Annotated in this window: 18 protein-coding genes; 2 read left to right on the top strand and 16 right to left on the bottom strand. The window is 72.7% G+C overall.

All coding sequences use genetic code 11. The annotated features are described in order from the left end of the window. Positions 1–148: 148 nt before the first annotated feature. From F1C15_RS00200 to F1C15_RS00185, 4 genes are all read right to left on the bottom strand, one after another. Positions 149–514, bottom strand: coding sequence for a DUF6804 family protein (locus F1C15_RS00200; protein WP_185232310.1), 366 nt, complete (start codon positions 512–514; stop codon positions 149–151). A 120-nt stretch (positions 515–634) separates the two neighbouring features. Next, the gene (locus F1C15_RS00195; protein WP_167258993.1) at positions 635–1,219 is read right to left on the bottom strand and encodes a GDSL-type esterase/lipase family protein; all 585 of its coding nucleotides are present in this window, start codon (positions 1,217–1,219) and stop codon (positions 635–637) included. A gap of 85 nt (positions 1,220–1,304) precedes the next feature. After that, the gene (locus F1C15_RS00190) at positions 1,305–1,544 is read right to left on the bottom strand and encodes a hypothetical protein (RefSeq protein ID WP_167258992.1); all 240 of its coding nucleotides are present in this window, start codon (positions 1,542–1,544) and stop codon (positions 1,305–1,307) included. Beyond that, positions 1,541–3,178: an SDR family oxidoreductase gene (locus tag F1C15_RS00185; protein ID WP_185232308.1), complete on the bottom strand. Its 1,638-nt coding sequence runs from the start codon at positions 3,176–3,178 to the stop codon at positions 1,541–1,543. Before F1C15_RS00185 ends, F1C15_RS00190 begins: the two co-directional genes overlap by 4 nt. A 25-nt stretch (positions 3,179–3,203) precedes the next feature. Here F1C15_RS00185 and deoC point away from each other — a divergent pair, with 25 nt between their 5' ends. Beyond that, on the top strand, positions 3,204–3,932 hold the full coding sequence (deoC, locus tag F1C15_RS00180) for a deoxyribose-phosphate aldolase (protein ID WP_185232307.1): 729 nt from the start codon (positions 3,204–3,206) through the stop codon (positions 3,930–3,932). A gap of 156 nt (positions 3,933–4,088) precedes the next feature. Here deoC and F1C15_RS00175 read toward each other — a convergent pair whose 3' ends face one another. The 8 genes from F1C15_RS00175 to F1C15_RS00140 all read right to left on the bottom strand — a co-directional run bounded on the left by F1C15_RS00175 (position 4,089) and on the right by F1C15_RS00140 (position 9,964). Beyond that, positions 4,089–5,030 (bottom strand): bifunctional riboflavin kinase/FAD synthetase, encoded by a 942-nt coding sequence (locus F1C15_RS00175; protein ID WP_185232305.1) that lies wholly within the window; start codon positions 5,028–5,030, stop codon positions 4,089–4,091. Positions 5,031–5,035: 5 nt separating this feature from the next. After that, positions 5,036–5,491, bottom strand: a complete 456-nt coding sequence (locus F1C15_RS00170) for a hypothetical protein (RefSeq protein ID WP_219731583.1) — start codon at positions 5,489–5,491, stop codon at positions 5,036–5,038. A 79-nt stretch (positions 5,492–5,570) separates the two neighbouring features. Next, positions 5,571–5,939, bottom strand: coding sequence for a hypothetical protein (locus F1C15_RS00165; protein WP_185232301.1), 369 nt, complete (start codon positions 5,937–5,939; stop codon positions 5,571–5,573). Beyond that, complete coding sequence (truB, locus tag F1C15_RS00160; protein ID WP_185232299.1) at positions 5,936–6,850, bottom strand: tRNA pseudouridine(55) synthase TruB; 915 nt, start codon at positions 6,848–6,850, stop codon at positions 5,936–5,938. The genes F1C15_RS00165 and truB overlap by 4 nt, the downstream gene beginning before the upstream one ends. 34 nt (positions 6,851–6,884) lie before the next feature. Continuing rightward, positions 6,885–7,451, bottom strand: coding sequence for a hypothetical protein (locus tag F1C15_RS00155; RefSeq protein WP_056054063.1), 567 nt, complete (start codon positions 7,449–7,451; stop codon positions 6,885–6,887). 34 nt (positions 7,452–7,485) lie between these two features. Next, positions 7,486–8,154, bottom strand: a complete 669-nt coding sequence (locus F1C15_RS00150; RefSeq protein ID WP_185232297.1) for a hypothetical protein — start codon at positions 8,152–8,154, stop codon at positions 7,486–7,488. Then, positions 8,151–8,618 carry a hypothetical protein gene (locus F1C15_RS00145; protein ID WP_185232295.1) on the bottom strand — a complete coding sequence of 156 codons (468 nt, stop codon included), beginning with the start codon at positions 8,616–8,618 and terminating at the stop codon, positions 8,151–8,153. The genes F1C15_RS00150 and F1C15_RS00145 overlap by 4 nt, the downstream gene beginning before the upstream one ends. Positions 8,619–8,749: 131 nt before the next feature. Beyond that, on the bottom strand, positions 8,750–9,964 hold the full coding sequence (locus F1C15_RS00140; protein ID WP_185232293.1) for a hypothetical protein: 1,215 nt from the start codon (positions 9,962–9,964) through the stop codon (positions 8,750–8,752). 201 nt (positions 9,965–10,165) lie between these two features. On the opposite strand from F1C15_RS00140, the gene F1C15_RS00135 reads away from it, so the two are divergent. Beyond that, positions 10,166–11,035, top strand: coding sequence for an A/G-specific adenine glycosylase (locus F1C15_RS00135; protein WP_255465363.1), 870 nt, complete (start codon positions 10,166–10,168; stop codon positions 11,033–11,035). A gap of 25 nt (positions 11,036–11,060) precedes the next feature. On the opposite strand, the gene rbfA is transcribed toward F1C15_RS00135, so the two are convergent. From rbfA to nusA, 4 genes are all read right to left on the bottom strand, one after another. After that, positions 11,061–11,624 carry a 30S ribosome-binding factor RbfA gene (gene rbfA / locus F1C15_RS00130; RefSeq protein ID WP_185232291.1) on the bottom strand — a complete coding sequence of 188 codons (564 nt, stop codon included), beginning with the start codon at positions 11,622–11,624 and terminating at the stop codon, positions 11,061–11,063. Between the two features lie 103 nt (positions 11,625–11,727). Continuing rightward, on the bottom strand, positions 11,728–14,520 hold the full coding sequence (infB, locus tag F1C15_RS00125; RefSeq protein WP_185232289.1) for a translation initiation factor IF-2: 2,793 nt from the start codon (positions 14,518–14,520) through the stop codon (positions 11,728–11,730). A 75-nt stretch (positions 14,521–14,595) separates the two neighbouring features. After that, the gene (locus tag F1C15_RS00120; protein ID WP_255465360.1) at positions 14,596–14,865 is read right to left on the bottom strand and encodes a YlxR family protein; all 270 of its coding nucleotides are present in this window, start codon (positions 14,863–14,865) and stop codon (positions 14,596–14,598) included. A gap of 146 nt (positions 14,866–15,011) precedes the next feature. Continuing rightward, entirely contained in the window at positions 15,012–16,001 is a 990-nt protein-coding gene (gene nusA, locus F1C15_RS00115; RefSeq protein ID WP_056054040.1) for a transcription termination factor NusA, read from the bottom strand. Between the last annotated feature and the right edge of the window lie 2 nt (positions 16,002–16,003).

Below are 16,003 nucleotides of genomic sequence, written 5' to 3'. Positions count from 1 at the left end.
CAGAGGACTCTCTGTCGTACCGGTGATCTCGGTGACCATTCAGACTCAACTTCCCGTGGGGGCCTCGGGACGGCCGCCGCACTCTAGAACGAACTGATTTTAGCTGGTGGAAGCGGGTTCTCGTGAACGCCGGAGCTCGTCGCCCCGGTCAGCGACGTCGAGAGGGGCGGGCGTCGCCCGTCGCCTGCTCCGTCGGCACCTTCACGAGGACCCCCGCGACCACGAACGCGACCGCGCCGGCGAACTGCAGGGCGGCCCACGGCTGACCGGAGAGCGGCACGACGGCCACGGGGTTCCAGATCACCGCGATCGCCGCGAGGACGGGCAGCGCCCACCAGGTCCGGCCGCGCCAGGCGAAGACGAGCATGATCAGCGCGAGGATCGCCACCGCGAAGCGCACGATCGTGAAGGTCGGCGAGTCGAGCAGGAACGCCCCGACCGTCAGCACGATCGCCCCGAGCAGACCGGGCGCCAGGGCGGGTCGCAGGAAGGCGGGAGCGGTGGGCGTGGGCACGGGCTTGCGACCTCTCGTCAGGCCGCGGGCGCGGCGCTGACGAGCCTATCGGGGGCACCCTGGGCGCCCCCGACGCCCCCGACGCCCCCCCGACGCCACGGGCGCCCCGACGCCTCGGGCTCAGTCGATGTCGTAGGGGACGTTGAGCACGCGCAGCGGGGCGCTCATCGGCGGCTCGTCGCGGAGCCGCGCCAGCCCGGGCACGAGCTCGGCGAGCCACGCCTCGTAGCCCGCGGCCGTGAGGTGCAGCTGGTCGTCGCTGAACTCGGGGCGGATCGCGTCGCCCGACTCGTCGGCCAGCGCGGGCCACAGGTCGAGGTACTGCGCCCGGACGGTCGAGGAGAACTGGCGGAGGTGCCGGTTGGCGTCCTTGATGCGCGGGGCGTAGTCGGCGCCCCGCGGCATGATCGACTGGAGCAGCAGCCGGGTGCCGGGCAGCTCGCGCCGCATCGTCACCATGATCGACTCGACGCCGCGCACGACCTGCTCGACGGTGCGTCGCTGGCCGAAGTCGTTCGTGCCGATCAGCAGCACGACCGAGTCGGGCTGGGCCGCCACGACGTCGTCGAGGCGCTCGGCCAGGCTGGTGGTGGTGTCGCCGTCGACGCCGAGCTCGACGACGTCGTCGTCGGGGAACCAGGCGGTCCAGTCGCCGCCTGCCGTGATGCTGTCTCCGACGAAGACGAGTTTCTCGCCGTGCGCCATGGGGGCCTCCTGTCGTCGTGTTCGCGACCGGCCGTGCTGCCCGAGGGCGGCTCCACCGGTCGCGGGGTGGTTCGACGCTACCGCGTCAGTCGCGGAAGCGTCGAGGTCGATGGGACGAGATGCGGTCGAGGCCCCGTCGCACGCCGGGCAGCAGCACGACGAACGACGCGACCACGACGACGATCCCGAGGGTCACGCCCAGCCACAGCGGCACGGGCGAGGCGGGGCCGTCGCCCCCGGGGCCGAACGGCGACGGGGTCGGCGTCAACGTCGTCGACGCCCGCAGCAGCGGGGCCAGCAGCGGGGCGGCGAGCAGCGGCGTCACGACCCGGCCGCGCTGCTGCCGGGGGCGTCGTCGGCGGTGACCCGCGCCTCCTGAGTTCCTCGCCCCGCGGGCACGTCGTCACCGTGGGAGGCGGCGGCCGCGTCCCGCTCGGCGGTGGCGGTGATGCGCTCGAGCATGCCGGAGAAGATCACCCCGTGGAAGGGCAGGATCGCGAACCAGTACAGGCGCCCGCCGAGCCCCTGCGGGAAGAAGACCGCGCGCTGGCGGTAGTGGGAGCCGCCGCCCTCACGGGGCGTGACCGTCATCTCCAGCCACGCGCCGCCCGGCACCTTCATCTCGGCCCGGAGCCGCAGCAGGTGGCCGCGCTCGATCTTCTCGACGCGCCACCAGTCGAGGGCGTCGCCCGCACGGAGCGTGCTGCGGCTCCGACGGCCGCGCTGCAGCCCCACTCCCCCGACGAGCCGGTCCATCCAGCCCCGCGCGGCCCAGGCCAGCGGAAAGGAGTACCAGCCGTTCTCGCCGCCGATGCTCTCGACGACCTTCCAGAGCTCCTCCGGAGGCGCGGTCGAGTCGGTCTCCCGGTCATCGGTGTAGACGATGTGGCCCGACCAGTCGGGGTCGCTGGGCAGGAGGTCGCTGGGCGCTCCCGACACCGAGCTGTCCTGCCAGCTCGTCTCGACCTCGCCGTCCTTCTCCCGCTGCAGCGCGAGGCGCACGGCCTGGCGGTAGCGCAGCAGTCCCTCGGCCGGCGCCGGCACGTACTGGTCGATGTCGTGCTCGTGCACGACGCAGTCGTACTGGAGCGACGCGATGATCGGCACGGCGAGGGCGCGCGGCACGGGTGTGACGAGGTTGACCCACTGCGAGGCCAGCCACGGCGTGAAGACCGGCAGCGAGGCGATGGGGCGCTGCTTCAGCCCCGCCTCCAGGGCGTAGCCGTTCATCATCTGGCCGTAGCGGAGGACGTCGGGGCCCCCGATGTCGAAGGTGCGGTTGACGTCGGCGGGCACGTCGGCGGCGCCGAGGAGGTAGTGCAGCACGTCGCGGACGGCGATCGGCTGGATCTGGTTGCGGACCCACTTCGGCGCGGGCATGTAGGGCAGCACGTCGGTGAGGTGGCGGATCATCTCGAACGACGCCGAGCCCGAGCCGATGACCACGCCCGCCTGGAGGGCGACCGTCGGGACCCCGCTCGCCAGCAGGATGTCGCCGACCTCCTTGCGCGACTGGAGGTGCTTCGAGAGCTCGCCCTCGGGGTGCAGGCCGCCGAGGTAGACGATGCGGCCGACGCCTGCCTCACGGGCGGCGTCGGCGACGGTGTGGGCGGCCTCCGCCTCCGCCGCCTCGAAGTCGCCGCGACCGCCCATCGCGTGGGCGAGGTAGTAGACGACGTCGACGCCCTCCATGGCGGGGCGGACGGTGGAGGCGTCGGTGAGGTCGCCCTCGACGACCTCCACGTCACCGGCCCACGGGACATCGACGAGCTTGCCGGGGCTCCGCACCAGGACGCGCACGTCGACGCCGGCCGCCACCAGGCGCGGCGTCAGACGCCCGCCGATGTAGCCGGTCGAGCCGGTGACGAGGACACGGCGCCGCGCGACCGCGCCGTCGTTCTCGCGCACGACGGGGTCGGCGGCGGGGCGGGGGTCGGACGGGACGGGGTCGGTGGCCATGTGCCCAAGCTACGATGGCAGCATCATGACTACCCAGCAGCTCCCCACGGTCGCCGCCGTCGCCGGCATGATCGACCACGCGATCCTCAAGCCCGAACTGACCCGTGCCGACGTCGACGAGGCGCTCGACACGGCCGCGGCGCACCACGTCTTCAGCGTGTGCGTCCGCCCCTCCGACGTCGCCCACGCCGTCGACCGCCTCGAGGGCACCGGCGTCCTCGTCGGCACCGTCATCGGCTTCCCCCACGGCACGACCTCGACCGAGGCCAAGGTCGCCGAGTCCCGTCAGGCCGTCGCCGACGGCGCCGTCGAGCTCGACATGGTCGTCAACGTCGGCCGGCTGCGCAGCGGCCTGCTCGACGACGTCGAGGCCGACGTCCGCGCCGTGGTCGAGGCCGCGGGCGACCTCGTCGTCAAGGTCATCCTCGAGACCGCCTTCCTCAGCGACGACGAGATCGTCGCGGGCTCGAAGGCGGCCGAGCGGGCCGGCGCGGCCTTCGTCAAGACCTCCACCGGGTTCGCCGGCGGCGGCGCGACCCTCCCCCACCTGCGCCTCATGCGCGACGCGGTCGGCGAGGCCGTCCAGGTCAAGGCCTCGGGCGGCGTGCGCGGCCTCGACACCGTCCTCGAGATGCTCGACCTCGGCGTGACCCGCTTCGGCACCAGCGCCAGCGGCACCATCCTCGACGACCTCGCGCACCGGCTCGAGACCGGCAGCGCCTCCGGCGCCGGGGACGACGCGACGTCGTACTGAGCTGACGCCGGGGACCCCCGGCCGACGCCGCGACAGAGCAGGAGGCCCTCACGACGATCGTCGTGCGGGCCTCATGGCGTCCCGGCGTCCGTGCGACCGGGCCGTCGCGGCGCGGGCTCGTCCGGCCGGCGCGGGCGGAGGCCGCACGGTGCGGGATCAGGGCGCGGGCGCCCCGAGGATCTCACGGCACCGCACGACGTCGGCCCGGATGTGGGCGATCAGCGCGTCGAGCCCCTCGAAGGCGACGTTGCCCCGCACCCAGTCGACGAAGTGCACGGTGATCTCCTGCCCGTAGAGGTCGAGCGTCACATCGAGGAGGTGGGCCTCGACCTGCTTCTCGGGCACGCCCTCGAAGGTCGGGTTGTTGCCGACGGAGACGGCCGCCGGGTACAGGGTGTCGCCGACGAGCACCCGGGCCGCGTAGACGCCGTCGGCCGGCACGAAGCCCTCGCTGTGCGGCTCGAGGTTGGCGGTCGGGAACCCCAGCTCGCGGCCGCGCTGCTCGCCCTGGACGACGACGCCCCGCACCGCCGGCTCCCGGCCGAGCAGCTCGGCGGCCTCGCGGACGCGGCCCCCGTCGAGCAGCTCGCGGATCCAGGTCGAGGAGGCGCGGCGCGCGCCCCCGGGGCGGACGTCGTCGATCGAGACCACCCGGAGCCCGCGGGTCGCCCCGAGCTCGCGGAGCGTGTCGACGGTGCCGCTGCCCCGGACGCCGAAGCGGAAGTCGTCGCCGACGAAGACGACCCGCGCGTGGAGGGCGCCCACGAGGATCCTGTCGACGAACTCCTCGGGAGCGAGGGCGCGGAGCTCGTCGTCGAAGGTGAGCATGAGCGTCGCGGCGACGCCCGCCTGCTCGAGCAGCTCGCGCTTCTGGCTGTTGCTGACCAGGGCGCGAGGCACGTCGCCCGGTCGCAGCACGGCGAGCGGGTGCCGGTCGAAGGTGACGACGGTGCTCACGAGGCCCTCGTCGGCGGCCACCTGCTCGAGGAGGTCGATGACGGCCCGGTGGCCGACGTGGACCCCGTCGAACTTGCCGATGGTGACGGCGCTCGGCCCGAAGTCGGCCGGGACGGAGGCGACGGTCTCGAAGAACTGCACGTCGCCTACTCGGGCAGGCCGGTGACGGACTCCGGCTCGCCGTCGTGCGCGCGCTCGGCGGCGGTCGGTCGGGTGCGCGCGAGCCAGAGCATGCCCAGCACGGGCAGCAGGAGCGGCACGAAGCCGTAGCCGCGGCCGAAGAACGACCAGACGGTGTCGTCGGGGAAGAGGGCCGGGTCGAGCGCGGTCACCAGCCCGACGATCAGGACGCCGGCGAGCTCGAACGAGATGGTCGCCCAGGCGACGGCGTAGGAGGTGGTGCCCCGCTTGACGAGGGCCACGGTCGCGACGATGTAGACGACCGCCGAGAGGGCGCTCAGCGTGTAGGCGAGCGGCGCCTCCGAGAACTGCTCGGCGATCTGGAAGACGGAGCGGCCGGTGGCCGCCAGGGCGAGGAGGGCGTAGACCGCGACGAGGACCCGGCCGAGGCCGACCGCGCGCGTTGACTTCTGAGTGACCATCATCGACCAGGATAGGTCGCGGTCGCCGTGCGCGCCGACACGGGCGGCAGGGTCGACGGGATGCGGCTCGACGACGGCGTCACGCGACCTGCACCGTCCAGATCTGCAGCATGCGGTAGACCATCACGGCGACCGCGAACACCGACGCCGCGAGCACGAGGTTGCTCCACCGGGTCCGGTCGACGAGCGCCCAGACCACCGCCAGGGGCGGGAGGAGGATGGCCGACACCAGGTAGATGTAGAACTCGACGACGTTGCCGGTGGGCGGGTTGCCGACGAATGGGGCCGCGATCGCGACGACGAGCTGGACGAGCAGCAGCACGAGCACGAGGGCCGTCGCCCCGACGGTGATGTCGTTCGGCAGCTTGCGGGCGAACCCGGCGACGACGCAGACGAGGCCGGCGACGCAGGCCACGACGACCTGCACCCAGGTGAACCACTCGATCATGCCGACACCTCGTCGCTCGGGAAGTTGACGATGGGGACGGCCTGCCCCCGCCGCACCTCGACCAGCCCGGCGAGGTCGCCGGAGGGCGTCACGGCGGCGACGGGCCCGGTGGTGTCGTCGATGCCGACGGTGACGCGCTTACCGTGGCCGAGGTCGACCGTCTCGTCGGCGGTCATCCGCCAGACGGGGAAGAGGCGCTCCGCCACCGCGGTGGGGGGCAGGAGGGCGGGCGCGACGTCGATGCTCTCGAGGACGGCGGCGTCGGCGACGTCGAAGGGGCCGACGGTCGTGCGGCGCAGGGCCGTGAGGTGCCCGCCGACGCCGAGCCCGGCGCCCAGGTCGCGGGCCAGCGCCCGCACGTAGGTGCCGGAGGAGCAGCGCACCCGGACGTCGAGGTCGCGGACGGTCACGGTGCGCCCGGCCTCGTCGACGACCTCGGCGGTGCGCCGGTCGTGGACGGAGAACTCGGAGATCGTGACGTCGCGGGCCTTGAGCTCGACCTCGACGCCCTCGCGGGCGAGGTCGTACGCGCGACGGCCGTTCACCTTGATGGCGCTCACGGTCGTGGGCACCTGGCTGATCGGGCCGCTGAGGGCCCGCACCCCGGCGTCGATCGCCTCGTCGGCGACGGCGGAGGCGTCGTGCGTGGCGGTCGTCTCGCCCTCGGAGTCGTCGGTCGTCGTGGCCACGCCGAGGCGGATGGTCGCCTCGTAGGTCTTGTCGAGGCCGACGAGGAAGGTCAGGAGGCGCGTCGACGAGTTCAGGCCGAGCACGAGGAGCCCGGTGGCCAGCGGGTCGAGGGTGCCGGCGTGGCCGACCTTGCGGGTGCCGGCGGCCCGGCGCACGCGCGACACGACGTCGTGGCTGGTGATGCCCTGCGGCTTGTCGACGAGGAGGATGCCGCTGTTCACGCGACGACGCTACCGCACCGGCGAGGGGCGGGCCTCAGCACGCGTCGTCGAACACGCGGCGCGGGTGCTCCGGGTCGCTGACGTCGACGACGGAGGTCGCCCGGGCACGGAGGCCGCCGCGGTGGGCGTCGGCCGTGACCCAGACGCTGTAGTTCCAGAGGCCGGCGAGCTCGGGCTCGTTGAGCCCGGCGCCGTCGACGAGGAGGATCGCGTCGGCGGGTCCGGTGACCCAGCGCGGCTCGGCGGCGCGGCGGGCCTCGCGGTCATAGGCCGCCTCGACCCACCCGGTGCTGCCGCCGAGGCGGAAGGGCTCGATGAGGACGCGGCGGAAGAGCTCGGGCGCGAAGGCCGGGTCGGCGGCGCCGATGTCGGGCGACGAGCCCGTGTCGACGGGGACGACGAAGTCCTCGACGGAGGCGCGGAAGGCCGCGTGCCCGAGCTCGCGGAGGGCGTCGGCGAGGTCGTCGGCGAACGCGGCCTGGCCGGCACCGGGCAGGCCGTCGACGGCGACGAAGGCGCGGCCCCTCGAGTAGTTGTGCAGGATCTCGGTCGCGAGTGCACGGAGCGTGTCTTTCTTGGCGGGGGCCCAACGGGTGGTCATGAGGTCACCCTAGGCCGCGGTGCCGCGCGGCGGCTCAGCGGCCGGTGATCACCCGGCCCTCCGCGTCGAGCCAGCGCACGGTGGTGAGCATCGCGTCGAACAGCTCGACCAGTGCGTCCGCCACCGCGTCGCTCGCGGCCTCCGTGTCGGTGGTGCGCTCGTGGGTCTCGAGCACGGTCAGCGTCGCCGACACGAGACGGTCGAGCTGCCCGGTCACCCTGGTGAGCGTCGTGCGCCGGCGGACCACCCGACCCGGGGAGTCGCGGGCCGGCCGCCGATCGCCGGTCTCGCTCCACACGACCGCCGGTTCACCTCCCACGCCCAGGGCTGTCGCGCCGCGGCCGACCCGCCCCAGCAGCACCCGGTCGAGGTCGTCCGTCGACCGTGCGACGACCGGTACCACCGTGACCACGATGCTCGCGCTCGTGCCGGTGTCGGGCAGCGGACCGGCGGTCACGTAGGAGTCGAGCACGTGGCCGTCGACGTCGGCGGCGCGGGCCTCGATCAGCCCGCTGCCGACCCGCTGCGCGAACTCCGGCGGCACCTCCCCGCCGAGGACGCTGCCGAGCTGGTCGACCACGGCGTCGAAGGCCATCTCCGGCCGCAGCTGACCCGGGATCTGCACCCAGCCCCGCGGCACCATCACCACGTAGCCCACGCCGACGACACCCGGCCCCCGCCGCACCCACCGTGGCGCGGTCATCGGTCGATCCCCGTTCCGCGGAGCAACCGAGCCCGCACAGGGTCGAGCGACTCGACCGGCTCGTCGGCAGCCGGGTCGCCCCGGCGACGTGCTAGCAGTCGACGCACGCCACGGATCAGGTACACGACGAACGCCACGCCCGCTGAGGCGAGCATCGCGAAGCCCGCGAGCCCCGCGGGAGCAGCCCAGACCGGCGCCGCATCGAAGGCCCACCAGTGGTTCAGGCAGAGCAGGCCGTCAGCAGCCCACACGAAGCTCATCAGCCCCGGCCGGCTGCCACTGGGCGTTCTTCCGCGGCGAACCACCATCTCCACGGCCATGGGCACGATGCCGATCCCCATGCCGACGAACACGAGGCCCGGCATATCGACCGGAGGCCAACCGGGTGACGACTCGAAGACCGTCTCGATCTCGGATGACCGGCGGCCATCCGCCTCCCAGCGCACGGCGATGATCACCAGCACGATGTTGAAGCTCTGAATGACGAGTACCGGAACCAGACTGCCGTAGTAGGCGACGACCCAGAACCCTGCCGAGATCGGATCAGAAGCACCGCTCGACCTCCGGCCTCTGTTCGTGGACGGGGCTCTCGCGCTCACTTGGTGACTCCCGCCCGCTGCAGCCGGCCGTGAGGATCCAGAACTCGCAACCCACTCACCGCGAAGTCGCTACCGGACAAGATGCGAGCGTGCCGCAGATCGCGGAGCGCACCGGCGACGGTGACGGCGTCGTCGAATTCTGCTCCGGGTCGGTCACTTCGCAAGAACCGTCGTATCTGAGCCATGTCGACGTCCCCCAGGTTCTGCCGGAGGGACTTGCTGAGGAGGCCAGGGGCGGCTCGGTCCCACGTCGCCTTCACCCATGCCGTCGCCAGCGACCGCGACTGGCCCGACGCGACCAAGCCGTTGACCCGGTTCACTGCGATGCCCTTCGCAGCGGTCTTGGCACCAGCGACGAGGACCGATCCGGTGCCGAAGGTGGCGAGGGACAGGGCAGCGAAGGCGACGTCCGACCACTCGCCAGTCCCGACGGCGGCTTGAGCGGTCGTGACGGCCAGGACGCCGACCATGAGGGCGAACGCGAAGACGTTGACGCCCGGGATGAAGAGAGCCGCGACGGCCAGCGCCATGCCCACGAAGCCTGCGACTGTGACGAGGCCGTCGATCCAGTGGTCGTTGTCCTCCATCCACTGCTGGAAGCCGTCGAAGGCCACGCCCGCGGCGCCGCTCACGTCGTCCCAGAACGAGTCGCGGGGCCCGTCGGCCTCGAGGTCGTCCAGGCGCGCGATCGCGGTCGTCGCGGCGGCGTCGACCGCGGCGTGCGCGGCGTCCACACGGCCGCCGTGGAGCACGACACGCTCGGCAGCCTCGGCGAGGCGCCGACGCTGCACACGAGCGAGCTCCTCGTAGTCGGCCCGCGCCTCCTCGCCGACCGCGACCAGGGCCATGCCCTCGTACTTCTCCACCAGCCGTCGAGCCGCGTCGTGGTCGTCGACCGCGAGGCCGTGCTCCCGGAGGGCGGGCCCCGAGGCCGCCTGTGCCTCCTCCAGGGCGGCGGCGTAGGCCCGCAGCGCCTCCCCCGCGCCCTGGTAGCGACCGTGCACGCTCCGCAGCTGCTGCTCGACCTCGCCCGCCGACGCGAGGAAGGCCTCGATCGCGTCGCTCTGCGCCCCCCCGGCGTCCAGGGTGCGCAGCGACTCGGCCGCCGACCAGATCAGCTCGGCCGTCGCCCCCCACCGCACGGCCAGCGCCAGAACCCGTGTCGGATCGCCCGTGACCCGGGGCTTCGACAGATCGCCCGCGACGCTCACGACGCCTCGTCGCGGAGGGTCCGAAGGCAGCGGGGTCTCGTCATGGTGGGTCCTGTCTCACGGTGGTCGGCGGGCTGCTGACCAACATTCCACATGTACCGTTCTGTCGCCACCCGGCGGCCGATGCTGGGGACGATGACCGGGGCATCGCGCCTGGGGAGGGCGAGCCTCAGCCGAGGGCGCGCAGCCTAGGATCGACCAGTGCCCCTCGCCTCCCCCGTCGCCGCCTGGTTCCGCGAGAACGGGCGCGACCTGCCCTGGCGCCGGCCCGGCTTCACCGCGTGGGGAACGCTCGTCAGCGAGGTGATGCTCCAGCAGACGCCGGTCGTCCGAGTCGTCCCGCGCCTCCAGCAGTGGCTCGAGCGCTGGCCCACGCCCGCCGACCTGTCCGCCTCCCCCGCCTCCGACGCCGTCCGCGCCTGGGACCGCCTGGGCTACCCCCGTCGCGCCCTCGCGCTCCACGCCGCCGCCGTGGCGATCACCGAACGGCACGGCGGAGTCGTCCCCGAGGAGGTGCCCGACCTCCTGGCGCTGCCCGGGGTCGGCGACTACACGGCCCGGGCCGTCGCCGTCTTCGCGTACGGGCACCGGCACCCCGTCGTCGACACGAACGTGCGTCGCGTCCTGGCCCGCGCCGTCGAGGGCCTGGCGGAGCCCTGGGCCCCGTCGGCCCGTCGTGACCTGCCGCTGATGGAGGCACACCTGCCCCTCGACCGAGAGGAGGCGCGGGTCGTCAGCGCAGGAGTGATGGAGCTGGGTGCCCTGGTCTGCACCGCCCGCTCGCCCCGCTGCGACGAGTGCCCCCTGATCGCGGAGTGCGCGTGGGTGCTCGCCGGACGCCCGGCGCACGTCGGGCCGCGCCTCCGCACCCAGGCGAAGTTCGAGGGATCGGACCGCCAGGTGCGCGGGCTCGTCATGGCGGAGCTGCGGGCGAGCGACGTGCCCGTCACCGCCGCGGAGATCGCGACGGTGTGGCCCGACGCCGCCCAGCGCGACAGAGCCCTCGCCGGCCTGCTCCGTGACGGGTTGGTCACGGGCAGCGCCGACGAGGGCTGGGAACTGCCGAGCTGACGACGCGAGGCGCCGCCGCCTCAGGTCAGCGGGTGCCGCCGTCCGGCTCGACGAAGCCGTCGCCGAGCGGTGCGTCGCCCGCGGGGGCGTCGGCCGAGGGCGCGGGCTCGACGTCGTCGACCCCGAGAGCGTCGTCGTCGTCGTCTTCCTCGTCGTCGTAGTCGTCCTCGTCACGGGGCTTCACGTACGGGTCGGCGTCGCCGGCGTACTCGGCCGTGGCGGCGATGGTCTGGCTCTCCTGGTCACGCTGGCGCGCCTCCTGCAGGAGGCGGTCGATGGACGCCGCGTTCTCCGGCAGGGCGTCGAGGATGAACTCGATGCTCGGGGTGAGGCGCGCGGTGATGTTCTTGCCCACCTCGCTGCGGAGCATGCCGGTGGCGGACTTGAGGGCGGCGCCGGTGTCGCGGCGCTCCTCGTCGGTGCCGTAGACCGTGTAGAAGATCGAGGCGTGCTGGAGGTCGCCCGTCACCTTGACGTCGGTGATCGTGACGAAGCCGAGACGCGGGTCCTTGATGCCCTTGTCGAGGCGTCGAGCGACGATCTCCTTGATGCGGTCGGCCATCTTGCGGGCGCGCTGCGGGTCAGCCATGTCGGGCTCCTTCTGCTGGTCCGCTCAGGGCGAGCGGTGAGGGGTGAGGCCCCGCCCCGACCGGAGTCGGGGCGGGGCCTCGTTCAGTGCTGTGACGCCGGGGTCAGACCCGCGGCTTCTCGACCATCTCGATGGTCTCGATCTCGTCGCCGATCTGGATGTCGTTGAACTTGCCGAGACCGATGCCGGCCTCGAAGTCCGTCCGCACCTCGGTGACGTCGTCCTTGAAGCGACGCAGCGAGTCGATCGCCAGGTTGTCGCCGACGACGACGCCCTCGCGGATGACCCGAGCACGGGCGTTCCGGGTGATCGTTCCCGATCGCACGATGACACCGGCGATGTTGCCGACCTTCGACGAGCGGAAGATCTCGCGGATCTCGGCCACACCGGACTGCTTCTCCTCGAACTCGGGCTTGAGCATGCCCTTGAGCGAGTTCTCGATGTCCTCGAGGGCCGCGTAGATGACCGAGTAGAAGCGGACGTCGACACCCTCGCGAGCAGCGCGCTCCCGGGCCTTCGTGTCGGGGCGCACGTTGAACCCGATGATCACCGCGTTGTCGACCGTGGCGAGGTTGACGTCGCTCTCGGTGACGGCGCCCACGCCGCGGTGGATGATGCGCAGCTGCACGCTGTCGTCCACCTCGATCTTGAGCAGCGACTCCTCCAGCGCCTCGACGGCACCGGACACGTCGCCCTTGATGATGATGTTGAGCGCCTCGACCTTGCCCTCCTCGAGAGCACGGGTGAAGTCTTCGAGCGAGATGCGCTTGCGGGCCTTGGCCAGCGACGCGTTGCGCTCGACGGCCTCGCGCTTCTCGGCGATCTGACGGGCCGTGCGGTCCTCCTCGGTGACGAGGAAGGTGTCGCCGGCGCGGGGGACGCTCGACAGGCCCTGGACCAGCACGGGCCGGCTCGGGTAGGCCTCGTCGACGGCGTCGCCGTTCTCGTCGACCATCGCACGGACACGGCCGTAGGCCGTGCCGGCGACGATGGCGTCTCCGACGCGGAGCGTTCCCGACTGGATGAGCACCGTCGCGACGGCACCGCGACCCTTGTCGAGTCGAGCCTCGATCGCGACGCCTCGGGCGTCCTTGTCGGGGTTCGCCCGCAGGTCGAGGCCCGCGTCGGCCGTGAGCAGGACGGCCTCGAGGAGCGCGTCGATGTTCTTGTTGTCACGGGCCGACACGTCGACGAACATGACGTCTCCGCCGTACTCCTCGGCGACGAGACCGTACTCGGTGAGCTGCTGCCGGACCTTCGCCGGGTTCGCGCCCTCCTTGTCGATCTTGTTGACCGCGACCACGATCGGCACGTTGGCCGCCTGGGCGTGGTTCAGGGCCTCCACCGTCTGCGGCATGATGCCGTCGTCGGCGGCGACCACGAGGATCGCGATGTCGGTGACCTGCGCACCACGGGCACGCATGGCGGTGAACGCCTCGTGGCCCGGGGTGTCGATGAAGGTGATGGCGCGCTCGACGCCCTCGTGCGGGGCCCACACCTGGTAGGCACCGATGTGCTGAGTGATGCCACCCGCCTCACCGGCCACGACGTTGGCGTTGCGGATCGCGTCGAGGAGTCGCGTCTTTCCGTGGTCGACGTGGCCCATGACGGTCACGACGGGGGGACGGATCTGCAGGACGGACTCGTCCTCGTCCTCGAGCTCCTGCTCGAGGTCGATGTCGAAGCCCTCGAGGAGCTCCTTGTCTTCGTCCTCGGGCGAGACGACCTGGATGTTGTAGCCGAGCTCCTCGCCGAGCACCTGGAAGGTGGCCTCGTCGAGGGACTCCGTCGCCGTGGCCATCTCACCGAGGTGGAAGAGCACGGTCACGAGGTTGCCGGGGCTGGCGTCGATCTTGTCGGCGAAGTCGCTGATGGACGCACCGCGACGGAGACGGACGATCGTGCTGCCGTCGCCGCGGGGGACGCTGACGCCGCCCAGGGACGGCGCCGACCGCATCTCGAACTCGGCCCTCTTCGTCCGCTTCGACTTGCGTGCCTTGCTCTTGCCGCCACCGCGGCCGAACGCGCCGGCCGTGCCGCCGCCGGGGCCACGACCACGGCCGCCGCCGCCGCCCGCGGGGCGGGGAGCGCCGAAGCCGGGGCGGAAGCCGCCCGCGGCACCGGGGGCGCCGCCGCCGGGGCGCTGGAACCCGCCGCCGGCACCGCCGGGACGAGCACCGGCACCGGCCGGACGCTGTCCGAAGCCGTTGGGGCGGGGGCCTGCGCCCACGCCGGGGCGCGGAGCGCCCGGACGGGGAGCACCGGGACGGGGAGCCATCGGGCGGGGGCCCGCGGCGCCGCCGGGACGCGGCATGCTGCTCGCGGCGCCGGAGCCTCCGGGACGGGGCGCGCTGGGGCGACCCATGCCCTGGTTGCTGGCGAAGGGGTTGTTGCCGGGGCGCGGGGCACCGGGGCGGGGGCCACCGGGCTTGGGGCCGGCGGCACCGGGCTTGACGGCGTCCGCCGCGGGGGCGGAGGCGGCCTCGGCGGCGGCGGCGGCGCGCTGCGCCTCTGCCTGGGCCTGACGCTCGGCGACGGTGAGCGGCGCGACGGGGGCGGGTGCCGCCTCCGCCTCGGGCTCGGCGGCGACGGGAGCGGGCTCCGGAGCAGCGGGCTGCTCGGCGACCGGGGGCCTGGGGGTGGGCGCCGCGGGACGGGGCGTGCCCGGCTTGGGAGCCGAGGACGACGCCGCGGTGGCGGGCTTGGCGGGTGCCTTCGGGGCGGGCGACGCCGAAGCAGCACCGGCGAACGCCTGGCGCAGCTTGCGGGCGACGGGGGGCTCGACGCTGGAGGACGGGCCCTTGACGAACTCGCCCATCTCCTTGAGCTTCTCTAGTGCGGTCTTGCTGTCGATCCCCAGCTCGCTGGCGATCTCGTGTACGCGTGGTTTAGCCACAGTTCTCCTGTCTCGGGCCCCGCCCGATCAGGGTGGAGCCGTCAGTTCTGGACGGGTCTCATTTCGAGCCGCTCATTAGTTGTCCATGTGCCTGTCAGCCTGTTCTGTCTGGGCTAGTGGTCGTGGTGGAACTCGGGGTGGTGCATCGGGAGTGGTCCGTGCCACGAGGTGGTCGCGGAGCTCCTGCGAGTCGGGGTCCGAGTCGAGGCGGAACGCACGGCGGAAAGCCCTGCGTTTCACTGCTGACTCGAACGCCTCCATCGAAGGCGTCAACCACGCACCCCGCCCGGGGAGCGAGGCGGTCTCGTCGACCACCAGGCGTCCGTCTCGGACGACGATCCTCACGAGTGAGGACCGCGGAGCGCGCGTTCGAGTGCCGATGCACGTTCTGACGGGTTCCACCTTACCCCCTCGGGTCGCGGGACGGGAGACGCCGGGGGCGAACGGCGTGGTGCGCCGCCCGCCCCCGGCGCCGTGGTCGACGATCCAGCTCAGTCGTCCTCGAGGATCGAGTCGGGCTGGATGTCGATCCGCGCGCCCGTCAGCTTCGCGGCGAGGCGGGCGTTCTGGCCCTCCTTGCCGATGGCGAGCGACAGCTGGTAGTCGGGCACGAGGGCGCGGACGGCCTTGGTCGACTTGTCGATGACGAACGCCGACGACACCTTCGCGGGCGACAGGGCGCTCGCGACGAAGGTCGGCAGGTCGCTGGAGTAGTCGACGATGTCGATCTTCTCGTCGTTCAGCTCGGTCGTGACGGCGCGGACCCGCTGGCCCATCTCGCCGATGCAGGCGCCCTTGGCGTTGACGCCCGCCTCCGTGGCCCGGACGGCGATCTTGGTGCGGTGGCCGGCCTCGCGGGCGAGCGACACGATCTCGACGACGCCGCTGGCGATCTCGGGCACCTCGAGCGCGAAGAGCTTGCGCACGAGCGAGGGGTGGGTGCGCGAGACCGTGATCTGCGGCCCCTTCGTGCCCTTGCTGACGCCCGTCACGTACACGCGGATGCGCGAGCCGTGCGCGTACTTCTCGCCGGGCACCTGCTCCTCCGGGGGCAGGATCGCCTCGACGGTGCCGAGGTCGACGTGCACCATGCGGGGGTTCGGCCCCTGCTGGATGACGCCGGCGACGATGTCGCCCTCGCGGCCCTTGAACTGGCCGAGGACCTTGTCGTCGCCGATGTCGCGCAGGCGCTGGTTGATCACCTGCTTCGCGGCGAAGGCGGCGATGCGACCGAAGTCGCTCGGGCTGTCGACGGCCTCGCCGACGACGGCGCCCTCCTCGTCGCGCTCGATGGCGAAGACGGACACGTGGCCCGTCTTGCGGTCGAGCTCGACACGGGCCGCGGGCACGCGGCTCTCGGGCTGGTTGGTGTGCTTGAGGTAGGCCGTGAGGATGGCCTGCTCGATGATGCCGACGAGCTCCTCGAAGGGGATCTCGCGTTCGCGCTCCATGAGGCGCAACACACTCAGGTCGATGTCCACTG

This window comes from Frigoribacterium sp. NBH87 (genome assembly GCF_014217665.1).
Lineage (GTDB): Bacteria > Actinomycetota > Actinomycetes > Actinomycetales > Microbacteriaceae > Frigoribacterium > Frigoribacterium endophyticum.
The sequence above is the reverse complement of the archived record's forward strand: the minus strand, read 5'-3'. Positions and strand labels throughout refer to the sequence as shown.